Origin of the sequence: Hymenobacter humi, from assembly GCF_042665855.1 — a bacterium.
Taxonomy (GTDB): domain Bacteria; phylum Bacteroidota; class Bacteroidia; order Cytophagales; family Hymenobacteraceae; genus Hymenobacter; species Hymenobacter humi.
This window is the reverse complement of sequence record NZ_JBHTEK010000003.1, coordinates 100,010-118,697: the sequence shown is the minus strand read 5'-3', so window position 1 is coordinate 118,697 and position 18,688 is coordinate 100,010. Positions and strand designations below refer to the sequence as shown.

Genomic DNA, 18,688 nt, shown 5'->3' with positions numbered 1-18,688 from the left:
TATGCGAACGCCTCAACTACTAACGAGGTATTTGTGTGCCGACTGATTATTTTGTACGTAGCAAACACAGGGCATTTATGATAACCCACTTACCTACAGTTCACGACTACAAGGCGCTAGCAAATAGCTGTTTAACCCAGGCTTTTGATATAATTTTCGAAACGGATAAAGTAATTGGCAATCATGCAAAAAAATCGATGAAGGGGTAGTGTGGGACTATTTACAGGATAAGCTAAATGCGTCAGTAGTTCTTATACATCAAGCGATTGAAGCGTATATGAAATCTAGTATTTGTTTCACCACCCCTATTTGCTCATTGAAAGTAAAAGGTGGAGTGGCCAGTGCTGCCTGGCCATGACGATAAAAAGTTTGATGAATTTTATTCAATTGGCTCCGAATCATTAGTTTACGTCTTTTTTGCTACTGCTAAAAGTAAGTACGATGATGAAATAGGTAAACATATCGAATACATTCGAAAGCTTAGAAATCAAATAGTGCATGGTATTTCTAGAAGTAAAATAAGTCCGAGCGTTTTATTAGTGAATATACTTGATACATATACATTCTTTGAGGGCAAGGATTCGTGGTGGGATAATTTAAGAAATTACTATTTAGAGCATCCATTCAATAGAGAAATGGACCAAAGTGAATTAGAGACAGTTGTATTTGTAGAAAAACTAATTTACACGTGGAAAAGAGTTGGAAAATCTTCTTTTTCCAAGCATTTCTCAGTAAACACAAAAGCACGAAGCTATTTCTGTCCTTTTTGCTTGCCGGAGGATAGAGTTCTTTTAAAAAGATATGATTATAAGTGGGCATTTCTTTTTCCTGAGAAGGAGAATGCTAAGCTTATACGATGCATAAATTGCACAAATGACAATGAAGTAACAAGAATTTCTTGTCCCTTAGATAATTGTTTAGGAACAGTAATTTGGGAAGACCATTTATGTCTCACATGTGGCCAGGATGTTTCTAATGAGTTGGTAGAAAAGAAGAAGCACATTAGTGGTATCTTGGAATTTCTGTGCAGTACTGCTACAACATAGTGTTAAAACATTTAACTAGATTAGTACAGGCTTACTTCGTTGGTGTTGTCAAGTGCTGACCTATTGTTATTTACATCTAACCAGTTTGAATAAGTGCTGGTTTCTGGGGTATTTACGTTTATTGCATACTCAATTCCCATTATGCAGACGATGAAGTAAAGATTTGATTCATTAGTGCTTAAAAAAGTGAATTCATGCAATATCTCAAAAGGAGTCGCTTCCAATGCGTGTTCTTTGAAAACAGCCCCTTCTGGGTAAATCCTTCTTTGGTGATAAGGCCAGAATCTTATACCCTGTCCATACCTAGCATATTGTTTTAACCCATCTAACCCGGGATGATTCCACAGTTCTCCAACTAGTATTTGGTCATCCAAAACCCTGTATATAATAGCTTCAATCGCAATTTTTGCGAGGAACTTTGACAGTATCAGGTTATTCTCGTTGGGTGAATCAAGAACTGGAATAATCAGCTTGCGAACTGAACCAGCAAAAAAATCATTCGCATCAGTGTCGTCAGGAATAGTAGTACTAAATCCTTCTTTTTTGTCGAATGATAGCTCTGCTTTCATAGGCCTCAACCCGACCGCCATGACATCGACAGTTGGTACATTCCGTTTCTTATTTTCAATTCTAGACCGATTCCGAAGATGCGTGAAATAAGGCTGCTCAAGTAATGGCTTCTCTACTTTGATTGCAAAATATTGATTGCACTTGTCGCAAACAAAACACTTGAGCAAAATGTGGTTTTTGTTACCTAAGCTTTCAGGAATAATATGCTCGATACTCTGAGATTTGTCACTTTTCTGTTTGCAAAATAAGCAGTTCATATTATGATTAGAAAAGGTGAAACAAAACAGGCTCCAAATTAATTGGAGCCTGTTTTGTTCATTAGCTTTATCAGAGTCTAGTCAATATAAATAAAAGACTGAGGGGAGTAGCCTGAAAATCTGCTCTAATACACATTGGCTCCTTATACTTCTTAACTTTCTTAATTTTGATAGCAAAACCTTCTTCTTTCCCTATAAAATATTTCATAAAATAATCCTCAGTGATACCAGAAAATTCCTTTGTCTCGTGCCATAGAGCTACTAAATCGGTGTTGATTATGCGCTCTATCTCAAATTCTCCGATGACCTTCTGGGTAGGCGAGGAGGCATAGACGACGATGCTCTTGATGTTGGCGTTTTTGAAGATTGACCGTCTAAACTCGTACCTTTTGGTGCCGTCGAAAATTTTTGAGGCAAACTCGGGCTTGATGGAGAGGAGGACACGCATGGCTGTGAATGAGGTTTTAAAGAGCTTGGAATAAACTCGAAGGCGTAGGAGCTTATTACGCTGAAAAGCACCGTAATAAGTAACAATACTCCAAGATAGGTCGCTAAAACGCGGCGGTTGTTTCGCTCAAACTTAGTTCTTATCAGGACACCGAAGTCGTCGCGCTTCTCTTTCGTCCATTGGTATGCGAGATAAATCTGATGATTCAGCTTGTCGTTGCCCACGTAGCTTTTCCATCGGTAGTTCTCTAGATTGCGGCACTTAGCGTATTGCTCGTGCGCCCCCACAATGTCTTCCCCGTAGGAGCAAACAAAGAAAAAATGCACCTTCGCCAGCGTAAAGCTGGATTGCCGGAGCATCTCCTCTCGCAAATCTTGATTCAGATCGCGAGCCTCATTTACCCTAAAATCAATCATTTCCGTCTGAGAGAAGGCGCTCTGCACAACGGCATTAGTCGCTTTCTGGATGATACTGAGCGAGGCTGGGTAGCCGCCACTCACTCGAAAACGCAGATAAACGGGCCGGCCGCGTTGCTGAAAATTTAGTTTAAAGACAGTGCCACCGAATAGGCTTTGTCGTTGCACGTTCTGCGGGCCGGTTTCGTAGATGTCGCATACCTCTTGGTCACCCTTCTTAATAAGACGCGACTTCGAACTGGGTTCAGAGGCTACAGTATAGTTCTCATTGAATATCGCGCTGACGAGGTTTGAGTCGGTGATAAACTTCCCGACAATGTCCTCAAAACAGTCAGTTGACACTTCATAGGGAAAGTAGAGACATAGCTGTCGTACCTCGGCTGGGTGGGGTATCATGATACCGATATCCAGAAAACGCAGATAGTTATTGCCGTTGGGCAGCTTCCAGAGATTGAAATGAAGTTCAATGTTGCTCTTCTGAACGCCTCCCTGATTCGACTCATACCAGACAGCTATTGTCTTAGCTGGATTTGGGTTGATGCTCATATAGCCTCCACCGATTTAGTTACCAGAAATCTCCGGTCTGAGTCGCTAGCCGTTAGAATCTTGTCCAAGTCATCTTTGCTCAGGCGAGCAAAGCCTTGGGGCACTGAACGAGTGTCCGCAATTACTCCCAACTCAATCAGTTTAGCCAAGTTGGGCCGCTTCGGGAAAGAGTACGCCGATAGGAAATTGACGATGAATGGCCGGTTGCGCTTGTAATTCCAATGCGTTGCTAACTCTGTATCGTCAAATACACTGCGCTTACGGCACAAGTCTATAAATTTCTTCTCGTCGGCGATGCTCAACTCAACGTTTTCTACTACGCCAATAGTCGTAACCACGCCCGCGTAGTATCCACCAGTGCGGTAGAACACGATAAGATCGCCGGGCTTCATGCTGCGCTCAAACGAGCGCGAGATATAAACCTTGCTAATGGCATTGCGGTGCGGCTCAGGGTCTACAAAGTCTGCCTTGGATTCGTTATTGAGGATAGAATCAGGCAGCAGGCTCGGTGTGATAGGCTGGATAGATGGGTACGAGGAAGACGTTGGCATCGGCAGATACATAAGGGTAGGTGAGCTTGGGGTTGGTCCTATCCACCGTCGGATGAAAGTCTCGAATGTACACTAGCTCGTCGCCGGTGGCCGTGGCCTTCTTACCGTGATAATTGAAGCCCCACTCCTGCAATAGCCCTATCAGGCGCTTCTGCTCCAGCGTCTTGTCAAAAATGGTAACGTAAATCTCTCCTACGCCAAACCGCAAGGCGTTGTCGAAGATGATTTTTAGAAAACGCTCTCCAATCTTAAAGCCGTTTTGCACCACCTTAAAGGTGCCGATTTTCAACCGTTTGGCTCGACCCATTGGCGGAGTGATGTCGCCGTAGTATTCGTCCGGCCCTTCTTGCTTTAGGTAAAGGAAGGCTACAATGTCAGTGCCTACCGAGCAGATGTAGGCCAGTTCATCTGCCTTCTTATTAAACCACTTGTCGAAACCGGGATAGTCTTCCCGAAAGCTATCGAAGAATGGGTCAGCCAGCTTAATGTTGCCAAATAGTTCTTTCTTAACCGACAACACCTTATAATCAGTCAGCCCGGGGTTCTCGGCAGTTACTTTCTCTAGAAAAGAATCGATAGTAAAAACTCTTTCACTGCATCCCAGCTCTTTTGCTTTCCGATGGATGTTGCGGTCTTCCGTAATCAACGAATCGACCCGGCCAGTGAATACCTCATTCAGAATGGTGGTATCAGTAAAATCATTAGCAGTTTTATCGTATTTGGCGCTCAACGCGGTTACTTCTGGCCCAACAGGTGCTATCGTCTTCAACACGTGGTAGCTTGACAGCTTGACCGCCATAGTTCTAACTACCCTAGGGTCTTTGTGTCGCCTTATTTCCTCTAGTGTATCAGGGTGAATACACTTGACATACTTCAGGTCGTCAAGCCATTTAAACAAATGGCCAATATCATCTTTTACGATAGCGCTTGTTTCCCGGTGGATAACGATGTTAGTGTCGAGCAGGACGCGCATAAGTTTATTTATATGTGGGTAAAGAAGCGGCGCCCAAAGCTATGCGCTATTCTGCACAAGTAAACGAACATTCGCATGATGTCAATAGCGCCATTACGTATCAAGAGTGTTCGTTTATAAATTAGGGCGCCTCATAGGCGGATTTGCACCGTGACGAGGCAGTGCTCTGCCGCTACAGCCCGAGGGCCTGGGCCGCATTATATGAAACCACGTTGTTGAGTTGCGTGTAGCGCTCAATCATGGCATCCGTTTTTTGCTTGGTCTGGTTCTTAATGGCCTTGTGGGATTGCCCGTTGAGTACGGCCACCGTCACAAAGGATACCCTTAGCGAGTGGGCCGAGTAGGCTGGCCCAAGGCGCTTTTGCACCAGTTTGTTGATGGAGATGTCGGAAAGCCGTTTCTCCGATGGAACGGCCATTTGCCCCGGAGCCGCCCGCGGAATCTTCACGAACAGCGGCCCCGTCGTACGGTCCAGTAGGTTGAGCCAGGCCCGCAGGCAGCGCACGGGGCAAAAATCCGCGTTGGGCGCGTAGAAAATGGCTTTGTCCTCCACGGCCCCGTACTGGTTGGTTTTGCTTTTGGCCAGATGCACCAGCAAGGCCCGCTCCGTGAATTCCAGCTGGTCAATGTTGAGGTCTACCAGGCTCGGAACGGCGAAAGGCCCCCGCGAAGCCGAGCAGCAGCAGGGCCCGGTCCCGCAGACCCGCCGTTGTTTCCAGGTCGATGCGGCGAATCGCCTGCTTCAACTCCTCGACGGTGAATGCCTGTGCCTGGTCCTGCCGCTTGCCCAGTGTGCGGGCAATGCCTTCCATGACGATGTTGAGGGCTTCGAGCGTCGCGGGCATGCGGTGGCCGGCGAGTTGATGGGCTTTGCGGATGGCGGCGAGGTGGCGCCGAATGGTGGCCAGCGCGTGCGGCCCGGTGAGCGGTTGCTGGCCCTTCTTTTTTCGACCGACCTCAGCTACTGGTTCGGGTTTCTCGGAGGCCAGGTGCGCCACGTACTCGGTAAGTGTATCCACGTCGGCCGGCACGGCCACGAAGCCCTGCTGCTCACAAAAGGCCACGTAGCTTTTCAGGTCCGACGTGTAGGCCCGTTCCGTATTGGCGGCGCCTTGCAGGCCGGCTTCCAGAAAGCCCGCGACTTTGGCGGAGGCCCGGCCCAGCTGCCCGCTGACCGATTGGTGGGTGTTGGACGAGGCGACGAGAGAAAGGTCTTCGCTCATGGAATGTAATTGAGGGGTCGGTGGAGCGAGCTGAATCGGATTGTGGACCGATACCTTATATAATAGGTGTCGAGACGTCCGCAAAGCTCGCCTTTTTATCCGTCAAATATAAGTTATGATAAATGGGTATTATCATAACTTATTCGCATCACCGCCGAAATTCTGGTTAGATATTATAACTCTTCCTTATCACACCTTCTGCTAGGAATGGCAGGATGTGTAAGCTTTCCCCGGCGATGCCTATCAGGCAAAGAAAAAAGCCACCGTTTCGGTAAGCGTATTAGTTGCCCTACTAACGAAAAAAGGCAGCTCGTTGAGAGCTGCCTTTTTGATTTCAGAACTTGATTGTTTCTGTATTGGCGCCCTGCCTATTTCATGGCAATGGTCACCGTGGTCGGCCCGGTGACTTTAAACATACAGTCCTCAAAGGTCGGGACCTTAAAGCGCGGGTGACCGACGTTGGACAAGGCAAAGGGTTCGGTGGGAATGCCCAGCATGTTGCGGTCTACCAGGTCGTTCTCGTTCGTGTCCTGAGTGGCGGCAATGGCCCACTCGCCGGGTGGCAGCTGAATGGGATACACAACCTTGGTGCTGCCCCCGGGCTTGATGTGCTTGAGCAGCGTGTACTGGTTGCGGACCAGGAAATTAGCCTTCACGTTGTAGAAGTAGAGCTTCAGCGTGGCCTTATTCGACGGCAGTTTGGTCACGACCACGGTGACGGTGGTGGTAGCCGCCGCCGGTGCCGGGGCACTAACGGGCAGCAGGTTGGCGGCAGCGAGCCAGGCGAACGGGAACAAGGTCATAGCAGCAACTTAAGGGGTGGACAAGCCCCTGATAGCAGGCGGCTTACAAGCCCCTCTTACACCTTCCGTGCCGCATTAGTTTCTGCCAGTGCTCCTCTCTTTTCCCCTTTTGTTCGCCTTTGCCCACTTGGCTCCGGGCTGCTCCAGTAAACCTGCTGTATGATTCCATCCCTGCTAAAGACCTTTCTTCAAAAGAACGCCTCGACCATGGTGTCCATGGTGCTGCTCGTGGCCCTGCCGCTGCTGGGCAGTTCGTCGGCTACTTATATGCTCTACCGCAACCAGAGTCTGCTGACCGACCTGAGCCTAGGGCCGGCCCTGCTGTATTTTACCCTCACGGCCTTGACCATGGCTTTTGCCCTCACGCCCACCACGTTCGTGGCGCTGGTCACGGGCTTCTACTTTGGCTGGGCGGGCCTGCCGGGCATGGTGGCTGCCTACGCGCTGGCCGCGCTCATTGGCTTCCAGGTGGCCTCAGCGTTAGACCATGGGAAGATGACGGCGTTTTTGAGCCACTTCCCCAAGGCCGACGCCGTGATGAAGGAGCTCCGGCACGACAGCTGGCAGCTGATTGTGCTCACCCGCATTTCCCCGGTGCTGCCCTTTGCCCTGATGACCTTTGTGCTGGCCGTGCTGCGGGTGGAGCGCCAGCGGTTTCTGGCGGCCTCAGTGCTGGGCATGCTGCCGCGCAGCCTGTTTTTCTACGGGCTGGGCTCGAAAGCGCAGGACGCAGCCGCCCTGCTGCGCAACCCCGATACCGGCACCGCCGGCAAAGTGCTGCTCTTCGCGCTGGTAGTCATTTCCCTGTATGGCTTGTACTACCTGTTCAACCGCGCGCTGCAAAGGGCCCTGCGCCGCTCGGCCGCTCCGCAGTAATTAAAAGATGGCCTAGCCGCGGCTCGCGGCCTGCGCAAACAGCGTTTCCCACCGGGCTTGGGCCTCCCGGCGAGCAGCGTACTGCAGCAGCAGAGGCCAATTAAGGCCGTGGTGGGCTTGCAGGGCGTTGGCGGCCGCGGTGAGGGCTGCATCCGTGGTAGCCGGGGCCAGTTCCGGCAGCTGACTGGCGTCGACCAGCACCTTTTCCAGGCGTGCTACGGGAATGCCCCGGACCCGCCGCAGGAGCGCCGCGGATTGACTGGCCCGCACGACGACCGGGTCCGGCATGTTTTCCCGCGGAACTGAATCGGCCGGCGCGGCCAGCAGCCGCTCGGCCCAGCTACGCTCGGCCCAGCTTACTTCCACAACCAGCAATGGCGGCAGGCCCGGCAGGAAGGAGCCAGCCAGCGGGTGGACCACAGGCAGCCCAGAGGCAGGGCCAGGCCGGCCTGTAAACGGTGCCACACGTCCAGCCAAGCCGGTGCCAGCTCCGGCTTAAACGCCCCGGAACCGGGGCCGCGTCGAAGGCTAAGTGCCCGGGCGCAACCTCGTGCAGCAGCTGGCTACGCACTAGCCCCTGCCGGACTGCCGGCCACACGGCGGCCGTTACATCCGGGATGGCTGTGGCAAAAAAGGCCAGCAGTTCTACTTCGGTTATTTGGCTACGGCCGCGGAAGTAGCCGCGCAACTGGGGCCACGCCCGCAGCACCCGGTCTATCAGGGCGGCTACTGGATTCATGCGCGTGAGGGCTTACCCCGGCGAAGATACCGCTTACCATTTCACGGCCGCGGTCAGAAAGAAGCTGCGTCCATCGGAAGGCAGGATGCCGGGGCCGGGGTAGCCGGTGGCGCGGCGGGTGAAGTAGACGGCGTTGGCGAGGTTGTTGACGCTGCCTTCGAGCTTGAGCCAGCGCCGCTCCCAGGAAACCGAGGCATCCAGAACCGTATAGGCCGGAATGCGGCCCACGACGGCGGAGACCCCGCCCAGTTCGGCGTTGGTGGCGTCGGAATACTGCTTCGACAGATACGTTGCCTGCACCGAGCCCTTGAAGGGGCCGTACCCCACCCGGGCCCCGGCCTTGAGGTTGACGGCCGGCACAAACTCCACTTGATTGCCCTTGACGCCCGTAATCTCACTTTGCGTGTAGCGCCCCCGAATCAGGGCCAGGTTGCCGAAGCTGGCCAGCGACCAGCGGCCGGGCTCGGCCGTGGGGCGCAGGGCCCGCAGCAGGTCCACTTCGGCGTAGGACTCCACCCCCAGAATCAGCGCCCGCCCGATGTTGCCGCGGCGGCGCAGCACCCGGTCGGCGGCGTCGTAGGTCTGCACCTCGCCGATGCGGTTGCCGTACTGCAGCGCAAACAAGCTCACGTCGTAGGTCAGCCACTGCCCCTGCTCGCCGCGCAGGCCCAGGTCGGCCGAGAAGCCGCGCTCGTCCTGCAGGTTGGGGTCGATGACGGCCGACGGGTTGGCGATGCGCATGTCGCTGAAGGTGATGGAGCGGTAGTTCTGCGAGATGTTGCCGTAGAGCTCCCGCGTTTCCAGGGCTTGTAGCTCACGCCGATGCCGCCAAGCACGAAGCCGCGCGGGCTCAGGCGCTGCTCGTTTGTCTGCGTGATGGCGTCGATGTTGCCGGCATTGTCGCGAATCACGTTGCCGTACGCGCCCTGCGAGGTGGTGCGGATGTACTCGTAGCGCAGGCCCGGCGTAATGGAAACCTGGTCGCTGAGGTAGAAGATGTTCTCGGCGAAAACGGCCACGTTTTGGTTGGGAAACTCAAAGTCGGAGAAGCCGTTGGAAAACGTCACACCCTCCGGGCCGACGAAGCGGAAGTCGGCCCCCGGCCCGTGGGGCCGAAGCCCTGCACGCTGTGGTTGTAGCCGTGGTAGTAGCGGGTGCCCAGCAGCAGCACGCCGCTTTTGCCACCCAACTGGTAGCGGTTCAGGTAGCGGGCTTCCACGCCGTAGTTCTGAAACTCCCCGGTAATCAGGTCGCGCAGGTAGCTGTCGTTGTCGGGCAGGGCCACCTGGTTGGGCCGGAAGCCCAGGGACTTGCGAGTGGCGCGCAGTCCAAAAGCCAGCACGTTGATATTCGATTGGGGGCTGAGCTTCCAGTCAGCCGAGGCGTTGAACAGGTTCCAGTCCACGGCAAACCAGTTCCGCTCGCGGTTGGACTGCCGGGCGTCGGCGGCATATTGCGCATCACTGAGCCCCCGGCTGCTGAGCCAGGTAATCCATGTGCGTGACCTGGGCCCCTACCTTGAAGTTCTCCGTGAACTGGTAGCGCACGTCAGCGTAAGCCGTTTTGGAGTCAAAGTGCGAGTTGGGCCGCCAGCCGTCGCCGCGCTTGTACTGGGCAAAGGCATAGTAGCTTAGCTTCTTGACTGTGCCGCTGACGCTGTTAAACGAATTGAAAAACCCAAAGGAGCCTACCGTCTGCCGGGACACAACGCTGACGGTCTTATCGGGTTCGGGGGCGCGCAGGCTCGAAGTTGAGCAGCCCCCGAACTGGGTGCCGTACTGCAGCGAAGCGGCCCCGCGCACCAGGCTGGATGCGCTTGATGGCTTCCGTGGGCGGCGTGTAGTAGCTCTCGGGGTAGCCCAGGGCGTCGGCTGAGATGTCGTAGTTGTTCTGGCGCACGTTGAAGTTGCTGGTGCGGTTGGGGTCGAGGCCGCGGCCGCCGATGCTCAGCTGCAGGCCACCCTGGTCGTTTTCCCAGATGTTGAGGCCCGCCACCGGGCATACACCTGGCGGGCGTTGTTGGTAGCCAGGTTGGCCACCAGATTGTCGGGCACGATGACGTCGGACTTCTTGGCCGCGAAGATGGCCGTGCCCTCCACCTCGCGCAGGCGCTGCGGCCCAAAGCGCGACTGCGGGGCTGCCACCACCACTTCCTGAAGCTGCCGCTCCCGACGCGTGAGGGTAAAATCCACGATGCTGCCGTCCACCGGGGCTTCTACTTCCGTTTTGAACGGCTCGTGGCTGATGGAGGAAAACTGCAGCTGCTGGCGCCCGGCGGGCAAGCGGGCAATGGTGAACAGGCCGGCCGAGTCCGTGCGGACAATCTGCCGGGAGCCGCGCACGTACACCTCGCAGCCCACTACGGGCCGGCCGGTGTCGGTTTCGCGCACCCGGCCCTGCAGGCCGGCCTGCTGCGCCAGAGCGGAAAATGAGGTGAGCACGCTCACCACCAGGGCAACGCTATAAACCGGAAATCTCATCGTCAAAGGGTAAAATCCAGGGCTTGGCGCGCAGGTCGTCGGTCACGCCGGCCAAATCCACGGTGGGGTCAATAAAGCTTTTGCCCAGGCGGCCGTTCAGGCTCACGTAGGCATCGGCGTAAACTTTCGGGTCGTACACGCCGCGGCGGGCGTAGTAGTCGCGCAGGTAGTGGGCAAACTGCACCAGCATGTCGGGCTGCGTGCTCATCATCTTCTCCTGCAGCACGCTCAGGTGCTCGTCGTTGTTCACGAGCCGGGCCCGGCCGGTGGCCGAGTCCACCACCTTGAACTGCACCTGGCCCATCTTTTCCATCAGCATCACCCGCCAGGAAAAGCGGTAGCCTTCTTCGGTCCAGAACAGCTCGCGCGGGTAAAGCAGGTAGCGAAAAGGCAGCAGCAGCTGCACCACGAAAAACACCCCCAACGTGAGCAGTAGCGCCTGCCGGGTGCGCGGCGCGTACACCAGCGGCTGCAGCGCCGGGGCTCCCGGAGCCTTCTCCCACCAGCTACGCAGCCGGATGAGAAACCGCTCGTGGGCCCCGGCCGGGAAGAACACCAGCGCGGCTACTATCATTACGTAGGGAAACATGCCGATGGGAAACAGCACCGCCGTTAGCCCGTGAAAGACGACCACCGTGGCGTAGGCCCAGGTCCGGGTGGGGCGGTAGAGCAGGAAAAAGGGCACGGTCAAATCGTAGAACGCCCCGAACCAGCTGAAGGCGTAAGCCACCCAGGGGTAATTGAACAGGGGCCCGACCAGGGCAAATCATTTTTGGCCGGCAGCCAGATGCGCAGGGGCATGGCGTGCCCCAGCCAGTCGGAGTTAAGCTTGGCCAGTCCGGCGTAGCAGTATACGATGCCCACCAGCAGGCGCAGCGCGTCCACTGTCCAGCGCGGTACCTGGTTGCGCCAGCGGGCCGGGTCGAGGTGGGCATCCAGGGAAAAAGCGGCCGGCGGGCAGCAGCATGAGTAGAAACGCCGCCAGACTCACAAAGTAGTAGTGGTTCAGGTACGTGCTCTTGTCCATGAGCCTCGATGTAGGTGAAGCTCACAAACAAGCCCACCGCCGCCGTGCGGTACCACCAGCCCAGGGCCAGCAGCAGGGCGCACAGCCCGCAGATTACAAACAGTGCGTAGGTGTAGGCCCCCAGGGGCTTCACCCATTCGAAGCCGTAGTAGGAAAAGAAGAACTTCGGCTTCAGGTACAGCTCCGCAATCCAGCCCTTGGCCCAGAAGCGCCCCACGCTCACCAGCACCAAAGGCCAAAGGCCACGCGAAACGTGGCCAGTGGGGCGGCAGCGGTGTGAGCCTGCAAGTAGCGCCGGAGGCTATCCCCCATTAGTCGCCGTCGTTGTCGACGTAGGTCACCGTGATGCCCAGGGCCGAGGTCATGTCCACCTTAATCAGGCGCACGGCCTTCTGCATCTCGTTATAGGAAGCCACCGCGTCGGCATTGCGGGCCGTGATGGTCGTGTACAGGTCGGGCCCCAGAGAGCTGAGCTGCTGAAACGACACCCCGAATTGGGTGTTGATGATGCTGGTCAGGCTCTGGCCCGTGCGGCTGTCCTTGGCGCCGAGGGCATCGAGGTAGCTTTTCAGCGAAGGCCGGCCCGCGCGGCCGTTGAAGAACTGCTGCACCGTGGTGTGGGCCGTGGTAGCCAGCTGCAACGGCAGCGTACCCTTCAGGTAGTAGGCTTCAATCTTTTCGGGGCGCGGCGTGCCCGTCATGGTGCCAGCGGGGATGCCCACCTTGCCGGCACGCAGGTAGCGCTCGAAGTAGAGCGAGTAAGCATTGATAACCCGCGAGAGCGAGGAGCTGGCGTCGGTGCCGGCGTTGTTCACAAATGTGTCCCGGTAAGAGCCCGTCCACTGGCCGTACACGGTGCCGAAGGTCTGGTCCATCTTGGCTACCACGTCGGTGAGGTAGCGGCGGTGGTTGGCCGAAGCCACGTACTGCTGCACGATGGCCGCGTCGCCCGTGGCCACGCCGTTGAGCAGGTAGTCCAGCGTGGGAAAGCCCTGCTGCGGAATGGCCGTGGCCACCTCGAAATCGTAGGTGCCGGTGGTGATGTTGCGGTTGATGCCGGTTACGTCGGCCGGGTAGATGTTGAAGTGGTTGCGCAGGCTCACCGACTCGGCCGGGCCGAACTCAAACAGCTCCACTTTCTGCCACTCCAGGTAAGCCGCCTGCCAGGCCTGCCGCGCGTCCAGCAGCGTGGCCGTGGTGGGCGCCGCGGTGAAGGCCGTGGTCTTGGTTTTGAGTGCCGCCAGCTTCTCGTTGAAGCGCTGGTAGCCGGGCTTCACCAGGCTATCCGCCCATTGCGTGAGCAGGGCCTTGCGGTCCAGCGACGTGTCCGGGGCGGGCGTGTCCTCACCCGTATTCTTTTGGCAGCTGAAGATGCCAACGGCGGTGAAAAGCAGCAGCAGGGCAAACAAAACGGTCTTTTTCATCGGGGCAATTTTTCGTGGCGAAGGCCAACGGACCACGCAGCCGGGGCTGCCTGATTCGTTGGCCTTGGGTCCGCGGATGACGCGGGCCAAAAGGTGTTAAATGCTAAACTTGGCCTTGATGGCATTGATAGCCACGTCGGCCTGGGCGTTGGTCAGGCTCCAGGTGCCGTTGGTCCCCGACGTCAGGCCCGTGAGCAGGTTGTCGGAGAAGGTGACGTCGGCGCCGTACTTGCTGCAGAAGCGCAGCGAGTACACGAAGCCGAGGCCTTCGCCCAGCGCGTGGGCTTTTACGTCCAGTGTCGAAGCCGACTTCCAGCTGCTCAGGTAAGACACCGCCGCCAGGGCAATGGTTTTCTCCAGCTCGGTGCGGATGAGGTCGGTCTGGGTTTTCACGCCGGCCGCGTCGTTGTTGACGATAGCCGCGCGGCCCTTGAGGAAGGCCATATACACGGCGGGCGCGGCGGCCGGGTTTTTCTCGTTCACATAGCCGGCCAGGAACCGCTCGCGGGGCATCAGGTTGATGTCCGTGGTCATGATGGCGTTGCTGGTGAGGAAGCCATAGGCCAAGTCCCAGTTGTGCTCCAGCTCGGAGTAGGCTTTGCCATCCACCACTTTGGTATTGTTGGCCTTCAGCGCATTGTCGGTCAGCAGCACGTTGTCAATCTGATCAAGCTGCAGGGCCCCAATCAGCGCCTTTTGAATCACCTGGTTCACCTCAATGCCGTTGCCATCCACCAGGTAGCGGCCCAGGCGGCCGGCCGAGCCGGGCGTGGCCACGTTGTTTACCGACTGGCTGGCCGTGGCCAGCTGAGTCAGCTTCTGGTCTACGTAGGTACGAACGGTTTCCGCGTTGGTAGCCGGGAACGAAGCGGCCGTGCTCGTGCGCAGCGTCAGGCCCGAAGCATTCAGGCCGGTGCCGGTAAAGTAGCCGCCGGTGTTAGCGTAGTAGCCGCGCAGCTTGGCAACGTCCAGCGTTTGGGGCGCGGCCGGGGCCGCCGCCGCCACCAGGGCCATGTACGTATTGAGCTCGGAGAACATGTCCAGGCGCTGGTTCGACGTCGTCAAATCAACCGTCGATTGGCCGCTGGCGTCCTTGAATGATTCCGTGTACTTGGAGGAAGCCGTCAGCGTGCTGGCGTCCATCTTGGTACGCAGAGCCGGGGCCGACTCGGTTTTATTCTTGTCGCAGGAGCTCAGGGCTACAGTCAGGGCCAGCAGCGCGGCCGGAACGTACTTAAAATTCATGAGAACAGGGTTAACGGGGGACATTGGGTTGATGCCCCAAAGGTATTGACCTTATTTGGAATTATTCCAAATAAGGTCGAAGTTTTTTTATAAGGCTTCTAAATAAGTATTAACTATATATGCAATTATTCATAAAAGCTAGAAGCCAGTTGGAGAGGATTTGGCAACTGTTGACAAGGCTTTACCTTTACCCTGCGCAATCCTAACTCTTACCCGCCTGTTTGCATTTTATGGCCAAACGCTACGCTCTGTACATTCTGTTTCTACTAGCCTCCCTGCCCGCGCTGGCCCAGCGGCCCAAGCCGGCGGCCGTCAGTTTGCCGCCGGCCGATACCGTGTATTTCGACCGGGACTGGGAGCGCACCGAGACGCTGGAGGAAGTAGCCTATGCGCGGATTGCCCGCCATGATGCCGCGGGCAAAACGGTGGGCACCGTCCGGGACTACTTCTACCCTTCGTGGAAAAAGCAGTGGGAAGGCAAAATGGCCAGCGAAGCACCCGACAAGCCTACCGGGCTATGCTGCGGCTGGCACGAGAACGGCCAAGTGAGCTTCCGTGGAACCTATGTGAACGGGGTGCAGCAGGCCGACTATCGCAGCTGGCGCGCCGACGGGCGGGAAATTAAGTGCGGGTCTAAGATGGTCGAGGCCCTTCCGCTGAGCAATGCCTCTATTCACTGCAGCAACTGCATGCACTCCAGCCGCAAGGTGTTCATCGTGGATATTCCGGACGGCACCGTGGGCATCGTGTACAAGCTCGATGTGCGGGACGAAGGCCAGCCCCCGGTGTCGTGGTCGACGGCTCTGGCCGTGGCCGCCGTAGCTGGCAGCGGCGGGGCAGCGGCTCCGGCGCTGTTAGGAACCGCCGCATCAGCGCTGGTGAAGCAAGGCAATAACGCCCCGCCTACCGTCAGCACCAAGTGCCACTGGTACATCACGCCTGACGAGGATGCCGCCCAGCAATTCCTAGACACCAAGGGCACTATCAGCAAAGACAAGACTATCCTGCGGGCGGCGCTCAACACGCCGCAGGAAACACGGCCCATTACCTTGCCCCCGGCACTCGGCGCCTGTTTGTGTGCGTAAACAACGACAACTACACCACCGACGCCACGGCGACGCTGAGCGTGAGTGCCTTGGTGCAGGCCTGTAAATAAGAAGCAAAAAGAGCCCGCTGCTGTGTCCCGCCGCTTTAGTGCCTAGGCCGCCCTTCCCGGGAGTTGATGTCGGCTAGGCCTGGCGGCGCAGAAGCAGCCAACCGGCCGTGCGGGCCAGGCAGGTCCACGCAGCAAGGCTGACGACGCTCCTGTCCCAATCGATAGTCCATCCCGCCGGAGACGGCGAGGAGGTGTTGCCAGCTGACTTCAATTTCAGCTTCCGAGGACGGTCTAAAGGCTTGCGCCGCTCGGCGAATCAGGTTATCAAATTCCTCAGTATGCATGAATGGTAGCGCTGTTAGGCCAGCTTTTCAAGCAGCAATAGGGCTGTTGGAAAAGGGAGCGTGGGTACCGGTTCCCCTTTAGGCGTCTTACTGCCTGCTTACCAGACCAATCGAAAACTAGTAGTAGTGGGTTGCCTGTCAATAAACTATGCAATCCTGGCGGGGAGTCGTGTATGCGGCGGCCTCCTAGTTGAGCACTGGCCTAATAGTGGAAGGTGAGGCCGGCGCCCCAACCGTACTGGTTGTCGTAGTTGGTGCTCAGCGAGGCGTATTTGCTGACCATGTAGCGGAAGCCGAGGGTGAATTCCTTATCGGTGTTGGCGCTGATGTCCATAAACACGTTGTTGCTCAGGGGCAGGTCGCGGCGTTCCAAACGCAGGCGCACCTGGCCGGTCAGGTCCGTGCGCAACTCGGCCCGCACCAGCATCGGCAGCAGGTAGTACACCCCGACTTCGGCCTGGCGGCGGAAGTTTCGGTTGTTTTCCGCCGTGCGGCGGTTGCCGCCTTCGGCATCTTCTGCCGAGCGCAGGGTTTTGTTATCGCGGAAATCGTAGCCGACAAAGCCGGCCCACAATTGCCGCTTGTCGAGGTAGTGCAGCAGGTGGGTTTCGGTTTCGTAGTTGCCCTGGTAGTTTACGCGGCCCTCAAATTCCAGCGCGTTGCGGTTGTTGGAAAGGTTGCCTTCGAGGTAGGCGCCCTGCGAATGCACCGACAGGTCAAACCACGGATACACGGCGTTGTCCTCGCGCTTGAGCATGCGGTAGTTGGTTTTGGCAAACTCGTTCTGGGGGCTGGCATCGTAGCTGATGATGCGGGCCATGCCGGCCATCATGTGGTAGAGGATGTGGCAGTGGAAAAACCAGTCCTGCTGCTCGTTGGCCTCAAACTCGATGGTGACCGTGCCCATGGCCGGGATGTCGAAGGTGTGCTTCATGGGCGAGTAAGCGCCCTGGGCGTTGACCATGCGGAAAAAGTGCCCGTGCAGGTGCAGCGGGTGGCGCATCATGGTCAGGTTAGTGAAGGTCATGCGCACGTTCTCGCCCCGGCGGATGGGGATTTTATCGGCCTCTGACAAGGTCTTGTTATCGAACGACCACACGTAGCGCAGCATGTTGCCGGTGAGCGTGAGCTTGATGTCGCGCCACTGCCGGGTGGAATCCAGCGTGGTCGGGTTCAGAGCCCGCAGGCTGGTTGTAATTGAAGTCGCCACCAGAACCGCCCATGCTCATGCCGGCCATTCCGCCGCCCATGTCCATGCCGGGCATACCGCCCTTATCCTGCATCGTTCCCATGCTCTTGCCAGCTTTTTCCTGCATGTTCATCGGGCGGTTCTGGGGCGAGGGGGCCGTGGCGGCGGGCATGGTGCCGTTCTGCATGTTCATGCCCTTCATGGCCGGGTCCGCGGGCTGTTGCGGTGCCGGGCTGCCGGGCATGCTCATGCCTTTCATATCCCCACTGCCCCCTTTCATGTCCATGCCCTTCATGCCGCCACCCTTGGGGTCCATCTGGCCGTTTCCGCCCATGTCCATGCCGGTCATGTTGCCCATGCTGCCCATTTCCCGCATCATCTGGAAGTAGTTGATGCGCGGTAGGTCGGGCGCTTTCATCGGCTCGCCGGCCCCAAAGTAGCTGGACGAGTAGCCGGTGATGTCGTTGGCGGTGGCCCGCAGCTCAGCGGCGCCCGTGGGCGGGATGGTCACCAGCAGGTCGTAGGTTTCGGCCGTGGCAATTTCGAGCTTCGACACCGGGAAAGGCTCGACGTTGATGCCATCGGCGGCGATGACCTGCATGGGCCCGCCGGCGTACTGCAGGTAGAAGTACGAGGAGGCGCTGCCGTTGATGATGCGCAGGCGCACGACTTCCCCGGCTTCGCGTCGGGGTAGTAACTCTTCTCCCGGCCGTTGGTGAGAAACTTGTTGTAGTATATGTCCGTGAGGTCCATGGCCGGCATGCGGCCCCACTCCTGCTTGACCTTGTCCTTGAAGTAGCCGGCAGCAATGGCTTCGCCGTAGCTCTGGGTGGCGCCTTTCTGCACGGCAAACCACTCACCGGCCCGCTTGAGGTAGCGCAGCACTTCCTTGGGCGGGTGGTCGGTCCAGTCGGAAAGCAGCAGCACGTATTCCTTAAGCTCGTACTTCACCGCTTTGGGCTGGATGACGATGGAGCCATACAGCCCGGACTGCTCCTGCAGCATGGTGTGGGAGTGGTACCAGTAAGTACCGCTTTGAATGAGCGGAAACGTGAAGGTGTGCATGCCGCCCGGCTCGATGGGGGCCGTGTTGAGGTAGGGCACGCCGTCGTACTGGTTGGGCAGCAGAATGCCGTGCCAGTGAATGCTGGTTTCCACGCCCATCTGGTTGTGCACCCGGATGATGGCCGTGTCGCCCTCGGTGAAGCGCAGCGTGGGCGCCGGAATCTGCCCGTTGATGGCGATGGCCAGGCGGGTTTTGCCGGTGTAGTTCACCTGGCGCTCGTCCACGTACAGGTCGTACTCGACGCGGTGGCCGGTGTGGCTGGGGCGGGGCGCCACCACGTGGCCGCGCAGGTCCTGGTCCGGAGGAGGGGTAGCCATTCCGTTGGCCTCCTTGCCTTTGGGCATGGCTTGGTGCTGGGGCATCTGGGCA

At 57.0% G+C, this 18,688-nt stretch carries 24 protein-coding genes and 2 pseudogenes; 4 read left to right on the top strand and 22 right to left on the bottom strand.

What is annotated here, in order from left to right; translation table 11 throughout:
* Nucleotides 1-329: 329 nt before the first annotated feature.
* The gene (locus tag ACFQT0_RS27255) at nucleotides 330-1,046 is read left to right on the top strand and encodes a hypothetical protein (RefSeq protein ID WP_380206371.1); all 717 of its coding nucleotides are present in this window, start codon (nucleotides 330-332) and stop codon (nucleotides 1,044-1,046) included.
* 20 nt (nucleotides 1,047-1,066) lie between these two features.
* Here the strand turns inward: ACFQT0_RS27255 and ACFQT0_RS27250 are convergent, their stop codons facing one another.
* The gene (locus tag ACFQT0_RS27250) at nucleotides 1,067-1,873 is read right to left on the bottom strand and encodes an HNH endonuclease (protein WP_380206370.1); all 807 of its coding nucleotides are present in this window, start codon (nucleotides 1,871-1,873) and stop codon (nucleotides 1,067-1,069) included.
* A 70-nt stretch (nucleotides 1,874-1,943) separates the two neighbouring features.
* Nucleotides 1,944-2,321, bottom strand: a complete 378-nt coding sequence (locus ACFQT0_RS27245) for an ASCH domain-containing protein (protein WP_380206369.1) — start codon at nucleotides 2,319-2,321, stop codon at nucleotides 1,944-1,946.
* A 275-nt stretch (nucleotides 2,322-2,596) separates the two neighbouring features.
* Between ACFQT0_RS27245 and ACFQT0_RS27240 the strand changes: the two genes are divergently transcribed.
* Complete coding sequence (locus ACFQT0_RS27240) at nucleotides 2,597-2,866, top strand: hypothetical protein (RefSeq protein ID WP_380206368.1); 270 nt, start codon at nucleotides 2,597-2,599, stop codon at nucleotides 2,864-2,866.
* A gap of 413 nt (nucleotides 2,867-3,279) precedes the next feature.
* On the opposite strand, the gene ACFQT0_RS27235 is transcribed toward ACFQT0_RS27240, so the two are convergent.
* The 5 genes from ACFQT0_RS27235 to ACFQT0_RS27215 all read right to left on the bottom strand — a co-directional run bounded on the left by ACFQT0_RS27235 (nucleotide 3,280) and on the right by ACFQT0_RS27215 (nucleotide 6,833).
* On the bottom strand, nucleotides 3,280-3,846 hold the full coding sequence (locus ACFQT0_RS27235) for a hypothetical protein (protein WP_380206367.1): 567 nt from the start codon (nucleotides 3,844-3,846) through the stop codon (nucleotides 3,280-3,282).
* Nucleotides 3,776-4,807, bottom strand: a complete 1,032-nt coding sequence (locus tag ACFQT0_RS27230; protein ID WP_380206366.1) for a PIN domain-containing protein — start codon at nucleotides 4,805-4,807, stop codon at nucleotides 3,776-3,778. The genes ACFQT0_RS27235 and ACFQT0_RS27230 overlap by 71 nt, the downstream gene beginning before the upstream one ends.
* Nucleotides 4,808-4,979: 172 nt before the next feature.
* Nucleotides 4,980-5,405 carry a hypothetical protein gene (locus ACFQT0_RS27225; protein WP_380206365.1) on the bottom strand — a complete coding sequence of 142 codons (426 nt, stop codon included), beginning with the start codon at nucleotides 5,403-5,405 and terminating at the stop codon, nucleotides 4,980-4,982.
* A gap of 25 nt (nucleotides 5,406-5,430) precedes the next feature.
* On the bottom strand, nucleotides 5,431-6,030 hold the full coding sequence (locus ACFQT0_RS27220) for a hypothetical protein (protein WP_380206364.1): 600 nt from the start codon (nucleotides 6,028-6,030) through the stop codon (nucleotides 5,431-5,433).
* 368 nt (nucleotides 6,031-6,398) lie between these two features.
* Nucleotides 6,399-6,833 carry a DUF2141 domain-containing protein gene (locus ACFQT0_RS27215; RefSeq protein ID WP_380206363.1) on the bottom strand — a complete coding sequence of 145 codons (435 nt, stop codon included), beginning with the start codon at nucleotides 6,831-6,833 and terminating at the stop codon, nucleotides 6,399-6,401.
* Nucleotides 6,834-6,992: 159 nt separating this feature from the next.
* Between ACFQT0_RS27215 and ACFQT0_RS27210 the strand changes: the two genes are divergently transcribed.
* The gene (locus tag ACFQT0_RS27210; protein ID WP_380206362.1) at nucleotides 6,993-7,709 is read left to right on the top strand and encodes a TVP38/TMEM64 family protein; all 717 of its coding nucleotides are present in this window, start codon (nucleotides 6,993-6,995) and stop codon (nucleotides 7,707-7,709) included.
* A 12-nt stretch (nucleotides 7,710-7,721) separates the two neighbouring features.
* Here the strand turns inward: ACFQT0_RS27210 and ACFQT0_RS27205 are convergent, their stop codons facing one another.
* The 12 genes and pseudogenes from ACFQT0_RS27205 to ACFQT0_RS27150 all read right to left on the bottom strand — a co-directional run bounded on the left by ACFQT0_RS27205 (nucleotide 7,722) and on the right by ACFQT0_RS27150 (nucleotide 14,624).
* Entirely contained in the window at nucleotides 7,722-8,129 is a 408-nt protein-coding gene (locus tag ACFQT0_RS27205; protein WP_380206361.1) for a DUF6577 family protein, read from the bottom strand.
* Between the two features lie 352 nt (nucleotides 8,130-8,481).
* Entirely contained in the window at nucleotides 8,482-9,189 is a 708-nt protein-coding gene (locus tag ACFQT0_RS27200; RefSeq protein WP_380206360.1) for a TonB-dependent receptor domain-containing protein, read from the bottom strand.
* Nucleotides 9,087-9,515 (bottom strand): TonB-dependent receptor domain-containing protein, encoded by a 429-nt coding sequence (locus ACFQT0_RS27195; protein ID WP_380206359.1) that lies wholly within the window; start codon nucleotides 9,513-9,515, stop codon nucleotides 9,087-9,089. The genes ACFQT0_RS27200 and ACFQT0_RS27195 overlap by 103 nt, the downstream gene beginning before the upstream one ends.
* Nucleotides 9,512-9,853 carry a hypothetical protein gene (locus tag ACFQT0_RS27190; RefSeq protein WP_380206358.1) on the bottom strand — a complete coding sequence of 114 codons (342 nt, stop codon included), beginning with the start codon at nucleotides 9,851-9,853 and terminating at the stop codon, nucleotides 9,512-9,514. The genes ACFQT0_RS27195 and ACFQT0_RS27190 overlap by 4 nt, the downstream gene beginning before the upstream one ends.
* A gap of 55 nt (nucleotides 9,854-9,908) precedes the next feature.
* Complete coding sequence (locus tag ACFQT0_RS27185) at nucleotides 9,909-10,250, bottom strand: hypothetical protein (RefSeq protein WP_380206357.1); 342 nt, start codon at nucleotides 10,248-10,250, stop codon at nucleotides 9,909-9,911.
* Complete coding sequence (locus ACFQT0_RS27180; RefSeq protein ID WP_380206356.1) at nucleotides 10,168-10,443, bottom strand: hypothetical protein; 276 nt, start codon at nucleotides 10,441-10,443, stop codon at nucleotides 10,168-10,170. The genes ACFQT0_RS27185 and ACFQT0_RS27180 overlap by 83 nt, the downstream gene beginning before the upstream one ends.
* Nucleotides 10,395-10,928: a carboxypeptidase-like regulatory domain-containing protein gene (locus tag ACFQT0_RS27175; RefSeq protein ID WP_380206355.1), complete on the bottom strand. Its 534-nt coding sequence runs from the start codon at nucleotides 10,926-10,928 to the stop codon at nucleotides 10,395-10,397. The genes ACFQT0_RS27180 and ACFQT0_RS27175 overlap by 49 nt, the downstream gene beginning before the upstream one ends.
* A complete protein-coding gene (locus tag ACFQT0_RS27170) occupies nucleotides 10,909-11,502 on the bottom strand; it encodes a hypothetical protein (RefSeq protein ID WP_380206439.1) in 594 nt (197 codons plus the stop codon). The genes ACFQT0_RS27175 and ACFQT0_RS27170 overlap by 20 nt, the downstream gene beginning before the upstream one ends.
* Nucleotides 11,503-11,532: 30 nt before the next feature.
* A pseudogene (locus ACFQT0_RS27165) lies at nucleotides 11,533-11,955 on the bottom strand (HTTM domain-containing protein); the annotation flags it as partial.
* Nucleotides 11,956-12,019: 64 nt separating this feature from the next.
* Nucleotides 12,020-12,172, bottom strand: a pseudogene (locus ACFQT0_RS27160) (HTTM domain-containing protein); the annotation flags it as partial.
* Nucleotides 12,173-12,266: 94 nt separating this feature from the next.
* Nucleotides 12,267-13,379 (bottom strand): imelysin family protein, encoded by a 1,113-nt coding sequence (locus ACFQT0_RS27155; protein ID WP_380206354.1) that lies wholly within the window; start codon nucleotides 13,377-13,379, stop codon nucleotides 12,267-12,269.
* A 96-nt stretch (nucleotides 13,380-13,475) separates the two neighbouring features.
* A complete protein-coding gene (locus ACFQT0_RS27150) occupies nucleotides 13,476-14,624 on the bottom strand; it encodes a DUF4856 domain-containing protein (RefSeq protein ID WP_380206353.1) in 1,149 nt (382 codons plus the stop codon).
* 230 nt (nucleotides 14,625-14,854) lie between these two features.
* Between ACFQT0_RS27150 and ACFQT0_RS27145 the strand changes: the two genes are divergently transcribed.
* Nucleotides 14,855-15,709, top strand: a complete 855-nt coding sequence (locus ACFQT0_RS27145) for a toxin-antitoxin system YwqK family antitoxin (protein WP_380206352.1) — start codon at nucleotides 14,855-14,857, stop codon at nucleotides 15,707-15,709.
* Nucleotides 15,710-16,266: 557 nt separating this feature from the next.
* Here ACFQT0_RS27145 and ACFQT0_RS27140 read toward each other — a convergent pair.
* The 3 genes from ACFQT0_RS27140 to ACFQT0_RS27130 are packed head-to-tail and all read right to left on the bottom strand — an operon-like array spanning nucleotide 16,267 to nucleotide 18,681.
* Entirely contained in the window at nucleotides 16,267-17,175 is a 909-nt protein-coding gene (locus tag ACFQT0_RS27140; protein WP_380206438.1) for a multicopper oxidase domain-containing protein, read from the bottom strand.
* Entirely contained in the window at nucleotides 17,147-17,875 is a 729-nt protein-coding gene (locus ACFQT0_RS27135; protein ID WP_380206436.1) for a hypothetical protein, read from the bottom strand. Before ACFQT0_RS27135 ends, ACFQT0_RS27140 begins: the two co-directional genes overlap by 29 nt.
* On the bottom strand, nucleotides 17,761-18,681 hold the full coding sequence (locus ACFQT0_RS27130; RefSeq protein WP_380206351.1) for a multicopper oxidase domain-containing protein: 921 nt from the start codon (nucleotides 18,679-18,681) through the stop codon (nucleotides 17,761-17,763). Before ACFQT0_RS27130 ends, ACFQT0_RS27135 begins: the two co-directional genes overlap by 115 nt.
* Nucleotides 18,682-18,688: the final 7 nt, after the last annotated feature.